Source organism: Paenibacillus puldeungensis (assembly GCF_042678945.1).
Classification (GTDB): domain Bacteria; phylum Bacillota; class Bacilli; order Paenibacillales; family Paenibacillaceae; genus Fontibacillus; species Fontibacillus puldeungensis.
The window spans coordinates 1-12,227 of sequence record NZ_JBHTLM010000025.1 but is presented as its reverse complement, the minus strand read 5'-3'; the positions used below and the strand labels follow the sequence as shown (position 1 = coordinate 12,227).

The window sequence follows — 12,227 nt, the reverse complement described above, 5'->3', positions numbered from 1 at the left end:
CTTACAGTTCAGTATACTTCTCCTTTATCCATTGAGAGATGGAGTGGTTCCGAAGGTTCGAAAAAATGGGTGGAGAAGCTCGGTACATACTTTGAAAAATCCGATTCTAAATACATATTGTCTGGTGAACGTGTCGTATTCTTAGGGGAGAAGGAAGCCGTAGTTCATGGAGTAATAGAATGGAGTGATACTTACCCAAATGTAGAGGATAACAATTACAAATATAATGCCCTTATTTACATGAAGAATGTCAACGGTCATTGGACATACAGTGATGATATCAATCTTGACTTAGAGTGATAAGACTTACAGATCACTTGAATTGAATCGGTTGAAATTTTATAATTCAAGTATTCAGTTGAATACTAAAGGATGGATACTTTGATGGAGGATAATCAAGCGGTACAAATATATCAGGAAAAGCTGTTTTTGCAGTATGCCAGAATCGGGAAATGCTTATCGAGCGAAAGAAGACTGGAGATTTTAAGTTTGCTCTCGAACGGCCCTAAGTCTGTAGAGATGATCGCTCAGCAGACGGGAATGAGCGTAGCCAACGTTTCGCGACATCTGCAGATTTTGCTCGAGGCCAACCTGGTTAAATTCAGCAAGCAGAAAAATTATGTTATCTATTCGTTAGCCACCCCAGCTGTGGCTGATTTCCTGATGTCACTGTGGAAAATTTGTGAGAATCAGTTGTCGGATGTTCCGCGGCTCAAAGAGGACATGCTCAAACAATATCATGACGTAACATCGATTTCGAAAGAGGAATTGTCGAAGCGAATGAATGAGGGGACGATTCTTGTACTAGATGTACGCCCCAAAGAAGAATATGAATTTGAGCATATTGATGGAGCTATATCGGTACCGCTGGAGGAATTAGATCAGTACCTTTTGGACCTTCCTCGTGATACTGAGATAGCAGCCTATTGCAGAGGCCCATATTGTGTATACACCTCGCAAGCGGTAGAAACGATGCAGAAGAAGGGATTCAAAGCCTACCGCATCGCAGAAGGCGTGCAGGAGTGGCGGGCTGAGGAAGATGACTAATTTAAGCATAGCGCATAGTGACTGCAAAGTGAGCAAACACAGCTATTCAAGCTGTGTTTTTTTGGTGCCATCATCTCGGATGCTGTACCGTGTTGTGAAGCGTTGTGAGGTATTGTGGAGTGTTGCCAGCACCTCGCGATGGTTTAAATGTATTTTCTACAGTTATTTATTGTGGTTTCTCGTAATGTGAGGAAGTAAATGTAAAAAGTGCAGCTAAATTCGCTCAAAGCGCCGCGAGATGCCATATGGGCTGGTTTAAATGTACTTTTTACATCTATTTCACAAAAATTGGGGATATGGAGCGAAATAACTGTACTTTTTACATCTAGAGGTACCGTGCAGGCAGGGGACTAGTATGCATGTCGTACAGAGACGCAGGGCTGCTATGAGACATGCCGTACTGTGACTGAGAACAAACAGTATGATATGTGTATAAGGATAGAGTGGGATGTTGAGCCACTTGACGATAGTGAATATCCGTATTATAATTCAATTAATTAATTGAATAGTTGAACCGTAATATTTAAGCAGTCGCAAATATTCCAAAATATACAGGAGGTTTTTCTCATGGGAACAGCAGTATTAACGAAAGAAACGTTTCAGGATCAAATTCAATCGGGGGTTACGTTGGTGGACTTTTGGGCGCCTTGGTGTGGTCCGTGCAAAATGCAAACACCGATTGTCGAGGAATTGGCAGGTGAAGTGAAGGGGCAAGCCACAATTGCTAAAGTAAATGTCGATGAGGAGAGCGATTTGGCCAGCCAGTTTGGTATCCGGAGCATTCCATCCTTGCTATTGTTTAAAGACGGAAAACTGGTCGATACGATGATCGGTGTTAATCCGAAGGGTGTTCTTAAGGAAAAAATCATGAAACTAGCAGCTAATTAAGATAAATATCAGAAAAAACGGCGACGCTTATATTAGTTAGCGCTTCGCCGTTTTTTTTGAAATGAGGTGGTTTGATGAAAGAAATCTACGAGTTAACTTCGATGGAGCAGGTGGAGGAGTTTCTGCAAAATCATAAGCTGAGCTTTCTGTACGTCAGCAGACCCGAGTGCAGCGTATGTCACGCCATTCTGCCAAAGCTTGGGGAACTGCTGGATGATTATCCGCCCATCTTCCTGGGACACATCGATGCCAATCAGGTTCCGGAGGTTGCGGGCCGATTTTTAGTATTTTCAGTTCCAACGATGCTCATGTTCATCGATCAGAAAGAATACCTCCGAGAGGATCGATTTATCCGCTTTGTGGAATTCAAGGAGAAATTGGACCTGCTTGCTGAGAACCTCTTATGAAAAAATTGAAAAGCTACCGAAGAGCCACATGAATACTTCACTTGGCTTCGGTAGAGAAACGTTATTTTTTAGCCGGTGCTCCTTTATCGCCTAAATAAGAAACCCTATCGTCTTTCAGAGACCAACCTGTCTTGAGTCCCAGGACGAACCAGCCTAAAGACAACAGCCCCGCCGTAAATATCGTATCCCCAACGATGCGCATCCACACAAAATTGTGAATGATCCCTCTGCCCATAAACTCTGCGGATCTCGCGTACCACATACCGTGCTCGACGCTGGCCCAGGTTTGCATTAGCCCGATCGGCAGCAGACTGAGCAGCACCATGAGAGCGAGGCCAATATTAATGGCCCAGAACGAAAAACGGAGTACACCGGTTTTCCACTCTTTGTTTGAAGTCAGACCCCTTAAGCAGAATAGCATCAGTCCGATGCCGAGGGTGCCGTATACCCCGAACAAAGCCGTGTGACCATGTACGGGGGTTGTATTCAAGCCCTGCATATAGTAGAGCGCCACCGGCGGGTTGATGAAGAAGCCGAACAATCCGGCACCCACCAGGTTCCAGAAGGCCACCGCTACGAAATAGAGAATTGGCCATTTGTAGGCTTTAACCCATGGTCTTGCCCGGGTCAACGTCAGATTCTCATAGGCCTCAAAGCCGATGAGACATAAAGGAACAACCTCCAGCGCGCTAAATGCAGCCCCGAAGGCAAGCACTCCGATCGGCGTCCCGCTGAAATACAGATGGTGGAACGTCCCGATGATGCCCCCGAACAGGAAAATGACCGTCGAGAACAAGACCGAGCTAGTAGCCGTCGATATTCGCAAAAGCCCCATTCGCGTAAACAGGAACGCGATCACTACGGTGGCGAATACCTCGAAGAATCCTTCCACCCAGAGGTGAACAACCCACCAACGCCAATATTCGGCTATAGCCAGATGCGTATGCTGTCCCCACATTAGACCGGGGATGTAGAACACGGGAATGGCTGTTGATGCTAGCAGGAACAAAGCGAGCAGATGCTTTCCTTCCTGTTTGCGCCGCAGCGCAGGCCAAATGGCACGGGCCATCAGGAAGAGCCATAGGAACAGGCCGACGGTCAGGAAGATTTTCCAGAATCTGCCTAAATCCACATATTCGTAGCCTTGGTGTCCGAACCAGAAGTTCGTCGTATAACCCAGTTTTTGCCGTATTGCAAACCATTGACCGGCCATGGAGCCAACAACAATAATGAGCAGGCAAACGAATAGGAAGTTGATCAAGGCTCTTTGGAACTTAGGCTCATGACCGGATACGGCCGGAGCTACAAACAATCCGGTCGCCAGCCAGGCTGTGGCAATCCAGAAGATCCCGAGCTGTGTGTGCCATGTTCTTGTCACCGAATAAGGAATCCACTCTGCAATCGGAATTCCATAGAAGCTGCTGCCTTCTACCTGATAATGGGCGGTGATGACCCCGAGTGCGGCTTGGGCCACCACCAAAGCGGTCACGACCCAAAAAAACTTGAGCGTTGCTTTCATGGAAGGGGTTGGCGCTAACCCGAGAAGCGGGTCCTTGTCCGGAAAGAGCTCCTCGCCATCATGATGCTTCTGCGCCGCATAATACCAAGCCAAGGCACCAACGCCTGCCAGAAGCAGCACAAAGCTCACAACTGACCAGATAACCATAGACCCAGTCATGTTATTATCTACTAGCGATTCGTGAGGCCAGTTGTTGGTATACGTAATCGTATCGCCCGGTCGCTCCGTAGAACAAGACCAAGCAGCCCAGAAGAAAAAGGCGCTTAACGCTTTTTGCCTGGCCGGGTCTGTAATCGCGTTTCGGGGAATCGCATAGCTGTCTCTTAGCTTATCGAATGCAGGATCATTTCCGAATAGAGAAGTGTAATGCCGACTCAATTCGTCATAGGCGAACGCCCGGTCAGCAGATATGACCAGGTTGCCGGTGTTCGGCTGATAGGTGTTTGTGCGCATCTCTTTTTTTAGCCGGGTCAGCAGTACTGCCTTCGTTTCATCATCAAGACTTTCATACGTATCTGGCGGGGTAACTTTAGCCCAGCGGTTTAAAATAAGCTCCGACTCCCGGTGCAGCCAATCGGCAGACCAATCGGGAGCGACATAAGCGCCGTGCCCCCAGATGCTGCCAACCTCTTGGCCGCCAATGGATTGCCACACATTTTGACCATTCAGAATATCTTGCTTTGTAGCGACAACTCTTCCGTCCGTGGTTACCACGTTTTTCGGAATCGGGGGCATAGAGTGGTAAATTTCCCCGCCGTAGTACCCCAATATGGCAAAAGACAGGATAATCACCGTTGCTAAGCTGATCCATAGTTTTTTGGCGTTCAAAGGACCCACATCTCCTCAATTTATGTGAGTACTATTTCCCCAATATGTCCACATTATTCCACCCAACACAATTCACATCGCAATAGAATGTTTATGGCAATATTTGGATAAACTATTAGCAAAAAAGTAAGGGAGCTGCGGATCAAATGCCATCAATCTATGAGAAAGTAGGCGGGGAGCCGGCTATTGCCAAAGTAGTGGACTATTTTTATGATTTGGTACTTGCCGATCAGACCGTTTCACAATTTTTCGAGCATACGGATATGGACAAACAGCGAAAGCATCAGACCCAATTTATAAGCTTTGCGCTGGGCGGGCCGAATCAATACACCGGCGGATCGATGGCAAAGGCACATGAGGGGATGCATTTGGAGCCTGTCCATTTCAATGCGATCGTCGGACATCTACGGGCGGCGCTGGCCCACTACAGTGTGTCGGAGGAGGATATTTCGCAGGCGATCGAAAAGGTGGAAACCTTGCGCGGAGATATTTTGTATAAGTGATCCTTAAAAAAAAGTGCGAGCAGCCGGGATAAATGATCCTGGAGCTCGCACTTGTTGTTTGCAGCCGCTTAACGTTTGCATTTTGCCGTAGATTCACGCTGAAGCAAATGGGTGGGCAGCAGTATTTCCTCGTAGACTTCGTCCGGGTGGCCGATGCGCCAAAGCAGTTGGGCAAAGGCTTTGTGAGCGAATAGTGGCAGATCGATATCCATCGTCGTAATTTTCGGGACGGACATTTGCGAGAAATGGGTGTTGTCGAATCCGCATACCGACACCTTATCCGGAATTTGAATTCCCAGGTTGCGCAGCGAGGAGCATACGTAAAACCCATACCCGTCGTTCAAGCAAAACCAGGCGGTCGGCTGCTCCGCGATACCTCGAATAATCATGTCGATAGAAGCCTCGTCCTCGCTGACGCGGATGAACATCCGGTCCTCCCGAGCCTCCAGGCCATGCTCTCTTAGAGCGAGCAAGTAGCCCTCCCAGCGTTCCTGATAGCTGGGGGACATGTCGACGTGACCGATCACGGCGATGTCACGATGATTCAGATCGAGCAGATGCTTAACGGCGGTGTAGGCGCCGAACCGGTTATTCGTCAGCACCGCGTCGGTTTGCAGCAGCGGGTGATGGTGGTCAATCAAGACGGTTGGAATGTCTTGGGCCAGCACCTTTTCAATGTAGGGGGTACTGACATGAGAAAGGATCAAAATGCCGTCCACCTGGTTATCCTCTATAAATGAAGGGAGGCTCAGCCGATCCCGCATTTCCGGGGTAACGGATTGAATCAGCAGTTTAATCCCGTGGCGCTGAGCCTCTCGCTCGATGGACAAATAAATCTCTCCAAAGAAGTTCTTCATCGAAAAAGCGAATTCAGAGGCAATGAGTCCGATGGTCTTGACTTGTTTTTGATCGTCATCCGATTCCTTCTTCGGATAGCGATAGCCCATCTCCTCAGCGGTCTCGATAATTTTTCTTCTTGTCTCCTCACTGACCCCGTCTTTTCCGGCCAACGCTTGAGAGACCGAATTTTTGGATATATTCAACCGGTCTGCAATATCCTGCATAACGACTTTTTTACTCATCTCATTTATCCTCTCTACAGCTTCTTCAATATTGATAATTTGTCACGTTACAAAATTAATATACATTATTATTTTTGTAATGTAAATAACGACTTTAAAATAACGAAATTCCGTCTCTGTTTTCGGGAAAACATACTTGACAGCGCTGCCAAATGAGAAGATAATGTATTTGTAATCCAAATAATAACGTTACAAAATAATTACTTTTAAGGATTTGTCATTTTCCAAGTGAGTAATTAATGGGAGGAGGGAAGAGGGAGATAACGAATGATTAAGGATCGACATACAGCGTGTCGTTAGGTGTTCCTAACACAAAAAATCATTTACTCAGGGAGGTCATTCATTTGAAAAAGAGTTTCTCATTTGCAATGGTCTTGGTTCTTGCCTTGTCTATGGCGCTGACCGCATGCTCCGGCAATGGTGGTGGAGAGGCCAAAGGAGATCAGAAGGGCAATGCCGGGGATTCCGGAGCCGCAAAGAAGGTAGAGATTCATTTGTCGACCTGGGCCGGCGCCGATGAAGCCAAGGAGCTGCAGAAGATTCTGGACGATCTAAACAAGAAGTCGAAGACCTACACCATCATTCAGGATTCCAACCCGGCGGAATTTGACACGCGGATCATTACGCAATTAAGTGGGGATTCCGGTCCCGATCTGTTCTGGGTTAACGCACAGCGGGCGGCTCAGTTTGCAGCTCAAGGCGTTATGCTCGATATTACGGATCGCTTGAAAGGGTCCAGCCACGCTGCGGCAAAAATCGACGATTACTACAAAGCTTCGCTTCAGCCGTTTATGAACAGCGATAAAATTTATGGCCTTCCTTGGCTTCAGCAGCCGGTGGTGCTTTACGTCAACAAGGCACTTTTTGATAAAGCGGGAGTAAGTTATCCGGACAAAAACTGGACCTGGAAGGAATTCACTGATGCGGCTACAAAGCTGACGATCGATAAAAACGGCAAGCATCCGGGCGAAGCCGGTTTTGATGCCAAATCGACCGCTCAATGGGGCTTTTCGTTAAACGGCTGGCCGCCTTCACAAATGTTCATTTGGCAAAATGGCGGCGAGGTCATTACGGAGGACGGCAAGTCGCCGATCGATTCTCCGGAAGCCGTGAAGGCGCTCAAATTTTATAGCGATTTGATTCAGGGACCACTGGTTCCGACGCAGCAAATTATTCGTGACCGCGGCTTCGACAAGATGTTCCGCAACAGCCAGGTAGCCATGTTCATGGGCGGCGCTGCCGACGACCTGGATTCAACGGTGAAAAACGTGCAGGCCTATATGGTTCCGGCGGGACCGACAGGCACTCATGCTACGTTTGCCGACATCCTCGGCATGGGGATCAACGCAAAAACGAAACATTCGGATGCAGCGTTTGACGCTTTGCTTGATTTGACCGATGCCATCCATCACTGGAAGATCATGCCGCCGCGCTCGTCGCTGGCTGATTTGGCAACCCTGCAAAAGATGCACCCGGAAAAAGCCCAATCGCTGGAGGCGATCATCGCTTCCATGGAGTATGCAAGACCTTACCGCTATTCGGAAAAATATCCGAACTGGGATAATGTGTATTCGACGCAGCTGATGGATCCGATCGTCAACGGAGGCGCCGATCCGGAAAAGCTGATTCCAAAGGTCAAGCCTTTGCTTGAGAGTGCTTTGAAATAACATCATGAACCTGAATAGGGAGGCAGTGCCTGCCTCTCTTTGTTTTTGAAGGCAGGTGTCTCTCACTTTCGTAGAAGGGAGGAAACGGTATGGAGAACCATGTCGCGACGCTGGTTAGATGGTTATTGGTGCCAGCTTTCTTGCTCGTGGTCAGCAGTGTGATCTATTTCGTTTTTTCAAGACTGGGCTGGAAGAAAAAGCAGGCCCTTGGTTTGGCCCTCGTTTCCCCATGGCTCGTAGGTTTCATCATTTTTACGGCGTATCCTTTGCTTGACTCCTTGTATCTAAGCTTTACCGAATCCTCAATATTCGGCAAAACACAGTGGGTCGGGCTCGGCAACTATGTCAAGCTGTTTACGAACGATGTGGAATTTTGGCCGTCCATACGAATCACGCTGCTTTATGCGGCCTTTTCTCTGCCGATCGGCGTAATCGGAGCGTTGCTGGTGGCGATGCTGCTGAACAAAAAAATTAAGGGGATCGGCATGTATCGGACGATCTATTTTCTCCCGGCCGTCATGCCGGAGGTGGCTGTGGCTTTGCTGTGGAGATGGATGTTCAACAGCGAGTCCGGCATTATCAACTATGCACTGTCGCCGATTTTCAACCTGTTTGGCATCGATAAGCCCAATTGGTTCGGGGATCCGACTTATGTGCTTGGGGCCTTTGTCATTATGAGCTTATGGGGGATCTTCGGAACGAACACGGTCGTCTTTCTGGCCGGCTTGCAGGGAGTGCCCGGATCGCTGTACGAGGCTGCAGAAATCGATGGCGCGGGCCGCTTTGCCAAATTCAAAAATATTACCGTTCCGCAAATTTCGCCGGTCATATTGCTGCAGGTCATTATGGGCATGATCGGGGCGCTGCAAATTTTCACGGTGGCGATGTTTGTTCGGCCGACGACATCGGCGGGCAAATTTATGAACCAGCTCGTGTATGAGCGCGGATTTACGCAGCTGCATATGGGCGAAGCCTCGGCCATTGCCTGGGTACTGTTCATTATTATCCTGATTCTCACTTTGCTCGTCTTCCGTTCCAGCCCGGCCTGGGTTCACTATGAAACAGATGTACGACGCTAAAGAGGAGGTGCACACATGGCAAATACGACGACTGCCCGTTCGGGTTTTGTTTCCGGCAGACAAATAAAGCTCTTCAACAAGGCATTGACCTATATTATCGTTTCCTTGCTGGCTGTAGTCATTTTGGTTCCGTTCTTTTGGATGGTTTCCACCGCGCTGCAGGCTGAGGGGGATATCTTTGCCTGGCCGCCAAAGTGGATACCGGACCCGCCGCAATGGCAGAATTTTGTCGAAGCGTGGACGGCCATGCCTTTTAACCAGTTTCTGTTCAATACGGTGTTTATCGTAGCTCTTGGGATTATCGCGGAGCTGGCGAGTACGACTATTGTCGCCTATGGGTTTGCCCGGTTTCGTTTTCCCGGCAGCGAAATTATTTTTCTTGTGCTGCTGGCAACGATGATGCTGCCTTTTCACGTGACGCTGATCCCAACGTTTTTGATCTGGCAAAAATTCGGCTTGATCGGACAATTCGATCCGCTTGTGCTTCGCGCTTGGACGGCCTGGGGACCGTTCTACATTTTCCTGCTCCGTCAATTCTTTATGACGCTTCCTAGGGAATTGGACGATGCGGCGGAAATTGACGGCTCGAACTTTCTTCAAACGTTTTTCTACATCATGCTCCCGCAGGTCAAACCGGCGCTGCTGGCAGTTGCTATTTTTGCGTTTCGGGGTTATTGGAACGACTTCCTCGGACCGCTGATTTATTTGAACGATATGAAGCTCTATACGCTGAATGTGGGAATGTATTTCTTTATGGGAGGCGTCAATGAAGCGCCTCAGTGGAATTATTTGATGGCCATGTCCACGATTGTGGCGTTGCCGGTCATCCTGCTGTTTTTTGCGGCACAGCGTTATTTTATCGAAGGTATTACGTTTACGGGGATTAAAGACTAAAAATAGAGGAGGAAATCGTACAAGATGATAGAACAGATGATAGAGATTCAGCGATCTTCATGCAATCCGCTGATTACCCCGCGCGATGTGACGCCCTCGTATCCAGACTGGGAGGTGCTCGGCGTATTTAACGCCGGTGTGGCACGGTATCAGGATGAGATTATATTACTGTTGAGAGTAGCGGAGCGGCCTCGGCAGACCGACCCGCAGCATGTCCTGGTGCCAGTGCTTAATCTGGACTGCAGGGACGGGGATTCAGTGGAGTCCGTCATGAAGACGATTTCTATAGATAAGAGCGATGCCGATCTGGATCTTTCCGATCCTCGGGTGATTCGGGACTGCAGCGGGAATACCTTGTATTTGACCTCGATCTCTCATTTGCGCGTAGCGCGCAGCCGGGACGGCCAGCGGTTTGTGATCGATGAGAAGCCGAGCATTTTGCCGGAGGGCGAGCTGGAAAGCTGGGGCATTGAGGACCCGCGGATTACGCAGATGGGAGACCGGTACCATATCACTTACAGCGCCATCTCGGAGAGAGGCGTCGCTGTTGGCTGGATTACCACCGAAGATTTCAGCACGTTTACCAGGGAAGGGCTGATTCTTGCGCCGACGAATAAAGATGCAGCCATTTTCCCGGAAGCGATCGGCGGAAAATACTACATGCTCCATCGTCCCGTTCCCGAAGGGATTGGCAAGCCGGAAATCTGGATCGCGGAATCGCCGGATCTGCGGCATTGGGGAAATCACCGCTTCCTGATGGGATTGCGGGAAGGGCATTGGGACGATACCCGAATGGGTGCCGGATGTGTTCCGATCAAAACCGAGGAAGGCTGGCTGTTGCTCTACCACGGAGCTGACCAAAGTCAGCGGTATTGCATGGGCGCGGCCCTGTTGTCGCTTGAGGAGCCCGATCGAGTCATCGCCCGGATGGAGGGGCCGCTTATCGTGCCTGAGGCCGAATATGAGACGAGCGGCTTTTTCCACAGCGTCATTTTTGCTTGCGGCGCAATTGTGAGCGGGGACCAAGTGATCATGTACTACGGGGCATCCGATGATTCCGTGGCGTCCGTATCGGTGAGTCTTCCGCAGGTGATGGATGCATTAAATCACTCGAAAACGAAAGGATAGCGGGGGTTATGGCGATATATAAAAGCGGCGGCGTACAATTTAGCAGTGACATGATCGAAGCTTACAGAAATAAGGCGGACAAAGCGGCAGCGGTCGAAAAAATAAAGTTCGACGGCGTAGGCACCCGGGATGTGTACAATATTTCGGCGCCTTTTGAGGACGAAGGAGAGCTGGTCATTGCCGGGCGGGCGGAGAACCGCAAGAGCGAGGAATCGGAAGTGCGGTTTTTCGTCCGGCGGCAGGAGAGCTGGGTTCCCAGAGAGGGTGCGCCAGTCTTCACGCTGCAGGACCCGTTCTATACGCGAATCGGCGGGGAGCTCGTGTTTGGCGGTGTGCAGACGTTCCCGCACCCTATGATTGAGCATGCGTTAAGCTGGCGCACGATTTTTTATAAAGGTGCTTGTATTGCCAAGCTTGCGCCGTTCTTTCAAGGCCCCGACCAAATGAAGGATTTGCGCCTGGTGGAGCTGCCGGACGGAACGATCGGCGTATTTACCCGGCCGCAAGGACAGAAGGGAGGAAGAGGAAAAATCGGCTTCACAAAAGTGGACGACTTGAGTCAGTTGACAGCAGAGTTGGTGGAACATGCACCGTTGATGGACCAGTTCTCGGCTGAGGAGTGGGGTGGGTGTAACGAAATACACGTCCTTTCGAACGGAAAAATAGGCGTGCTGGGTCATATCGCTCGTTTCGATAATCAGGGAGGGCGTCACTACTACCCGATGATTTTCGCGCTTGATCCGACTACCGGCGACTACACCGACATGGAGATCATTGCGGAACGGAAAGACTTCCTGGACGGTCCGTCAAAGAGACCGGATTTGGTCGACGTTGTGTTTAGCGGCGGGCTCATCCGGCACCCTGACGGCAAGGCCGAGCTGTATGCCGGCATCAGCGATGCGGAAGCGCAAAAGCTGAGCATCCCCGATCCGTTTCTTAAATTTGAAAAGTAATGGGAAAAAGTGCGATGCTCCATTACTCCTCAACAACTTGAGGATGTAATGGAGCTTTATTTCATCAAGCGAGCGTTTGCACCAGGTCGAGGTGCAGTAGCTGTATTTTTATACGAAAATAAAGTTCCTAAATATGGTTATACTGAAGCGAGAAAGCAAAAAAAGTCCCACTACCAGAAAAAGCGGCTTATTCACAAAAAAACTAGCTCGCTTGGTCTTTAGCTTTCAGTTC

Annotated in this window: 12 protein-coding genes; 10 read left to right on the top strand and 2 right to left on the bottom strand. The window is 49.3% G+C overall.

The features are described 5' to 3' along the window. Window positions 1-69: 69 nt before the first annotated feature. The 4 genes from ACFQ3W_RS22795 (at window position 70) to ACFQ3W_RS22780 (ending at window position 2,342) form a co-directional block, all read left to right on the top strand. Complete coding sequence (locus tag ACFQ3W_RS22795) at window positions 70-300, top strand: hypothetical protein (RefSeq protein ID WP_379321538.1); 231 nt, start codon at window positions 70-72, stop codon at window positions 298-300. Between the two features lie 84 nt (window positions 301-384). Next, complete coding sequence (locus ACFQ3W_RS22790) at window positions 385-1,047, top strand: ArsR/SmtB family transcription factor (protein ID WP_379321537.1); 663 nt, start codon at window positions 385-387, stop codon at window positions 1,045-1,047. 567 nt (window positions 1,048-1,614) lie between these two features. After that, window positions 1,615-1,935 carry a thioredoxin gene (trxA, locus tag ACFQ3W_RS22785; protein ID WP_379321536.1) on the top strand — a complete coding sequence of 107 codons (321 nt, stop codon included), beginning with the start codon at window positions 1,615-1,617 and terminating at the stop codon, window positions 1,933-1,935. A 74-nt stretch (window positions 1,936-2,009) separates the two neighbouring features. Next, window positions 2,010-2,342, top strand: a complete 333-nt coding sequence (locus ACFQ3W_RS22780) for a thioredoxin family protein (RefSeq protein ID WP_379321535.1) — start codon at window positions 2,010-2,012, stop codon at window positions 2,340-2,342. Between the two features lie 61 nt (window positions 2,343-2,403). Here the strand turns inward: ACFQ3W_RS22780 and ACFQ3W_RS22775 are convergent, their stop codons facing one another. Further along, window positions 2,404-4,689, bottom strand: a complete 2,286-nt coding sequence (locus ACFQ3W_RS22775) for a nitric-oxide reductase large subunit (RefSeq protein ID WP_379321534.1) — start codon at window positions 4,687-4,689, stop codon at window positions 2,404-2,406. A gap of 146 nt (window positions 4,690-4,835) precedes the next feature. Between ACFQ3W_RS22775 and ACFQ3W_RS22770 the strand changes: the two genes are divergently transcribed. Then, on the top strand, window positions 4,836-5,192 hold the full coding sequence (locus ACFQ3W_RS22770; protein ID WP_379321533.1) for a group I truncated hemoglobin: 357 nt from the start codon (window positions 4,836-4,838) through the stop codon (window positions 5,190-5,192). A gap of 68 nt (window positions 5,193-5,260) precedes the next feature. On the opposite strand, the gene ACFQ3W_RS22765 is transcribed toward ACFQ3W_RS22770, so the two are convergent. Further along, window positions 5,261-6,274, bottom strand: a complete 1,014-nt coding sequence (locus ACFQ3W_RS22765; protein ID WP_379321532.1) for a LacI family DNA-binding transcriptional regulator — start codon at window positions 6,272-6,274, stop codon at window positions 5,261-5,263. 344 nt (window positions 6,275-6,618) lie between these two features. Between ACFQ3W_RS22765 and ACFQ3W_RS22760 the strand changes: the two genes are divergently transcribed. The 5 genes from ACFQ3W_RS22760 (at window position 6,619) to ACFQ3W_RS22740 (ending at window position 11,995) form a co-directional block, all read left to right on the top strand. Beyond that, window positions 6,619-7,941: an ABC transporter substrate-binding protein gene (locus tag ACFQ3W_RS22760; protein ID WP_379321531.1), complete on the top strand. Its 1,323-nt coding sequence runs from the start codon at window positions 6,619-6,621 to the stop codon at window positions 7,939-7,941. An 89-nt stretch (window positions 7,942-8,030) separates the two neighbouring features. After that, entirely contained in the window at window positions 8,031-9,020 is a 990-nt protein-coding gene (locus tag ACFQ3W_RS22755; protein ID WP_379321530.1) for a carbohydrate ABC transporter permease, read from the top strand. 15 nt (window positions 9,021-9,035) lie between these two features. After that, window positions 9,036-9,914, top strand: a complete 879-nt coding sequence (locus ACFQ3W_RS22750; RefSeq protein WP_379321529.1) for a carbohydrate ABC transporter permease — start codon at window positions 9,036-9,038, stop codon at window positions 9,912-9,914. Window positions 9,915-9,938: 24 nt separating this feature from the next. Then, window positions 9,939-11,042 (top strand): glycoside hydrolase family 130 protein, encoded by a 1,104-nt coding sequence (locus ACFQ3W_RS22745; RefSeq protein ID WP_379321528.1) that lies wholly within the window; start codon window positions 9,939-9,941, stop codon window positions 11,040-11,042. 50 nt (window positions 11,043-11,092) lie between these two features. Beyond that, window positions 11,093-11,995 (top strand): MTP-1 family protein, encoded by a 903-nt coding sequence (locus ACFQ3W_RS22740; RefSeq protein ID WP_379321579.1) that lies wholly within the window; start codon window positions 11,093-11,095, stop codon window positions 11,993-11,995. Window positions 11,996-12,227 lie beyond the last annotated feature (232 nt).

Bases quoted from the DNA above. Each gene is read 5' to 3' on its own strand.
- ACFQ3W_RS22790 (WP_379321537.1), top strand. From the start codon at position 385: ATGGAGGATAATCAAGCGGTACAAATATATCAGGAAAAGCTGTTTTTG.
- trxA (WP_379321536.1), top strand. From the start codon at position 1,615: ATGGGAACAGCAGTATTAACGAAAGAAACGTTTCAGGATCAAATTCAA.
- ACFQ3W_RS22780 (WP_379321535.1), top strand. From the start codon at position 2,010: ATGAAAGAAATCTACGAGTTAACTTCGATGGAGCAGGTGGAGGAGTTT.
- ACFQ3W_RS22770 (WP_379321533.1), top strand. From the start codon at position 4,836: ATGCCATCAATCTATGAGAAAGTAGGCGGGGAGCCGGCTATTGCCAAA.
- ACFQ3W_RS22765 (WP_379321532.1), bottom strand. From the start codon at position 6,274: ATGAGTAAAAAAGTCGTTATGCAGGATATTGCAGACCGGTTGAATATA.
- ACFQ3W_RS22755 (WP_379321530.1), top strand. From the start codon at position 8,031: ATGGAGAACCATGTCGCGACGCTGGTTAGATGGTTATTGGTGCCAGCT.
- ACFQ3W_RS22750 (WP_379321529.1), top strand. From the start codon at position 9,036: ATGGCAAATACGACGACTGCCCGTTCGGGTTTTGTTTCCGGCAGACAA.
- ACFQ3W_RS22745 (WP_379321528.1), top strand. From the start codon at position 9,939: ATGATAGAACAGATGATAGAGATTCAGCGATCTTCATGCAATCCGCTG.
- ACFQ3W_RS22740 (WP_379321579.1), top strand. From the start codon at position 11,093: ATGATCGAAGCTTACAGAAATAAGGCGGACAAAGCGGCAGCGGTCGAA.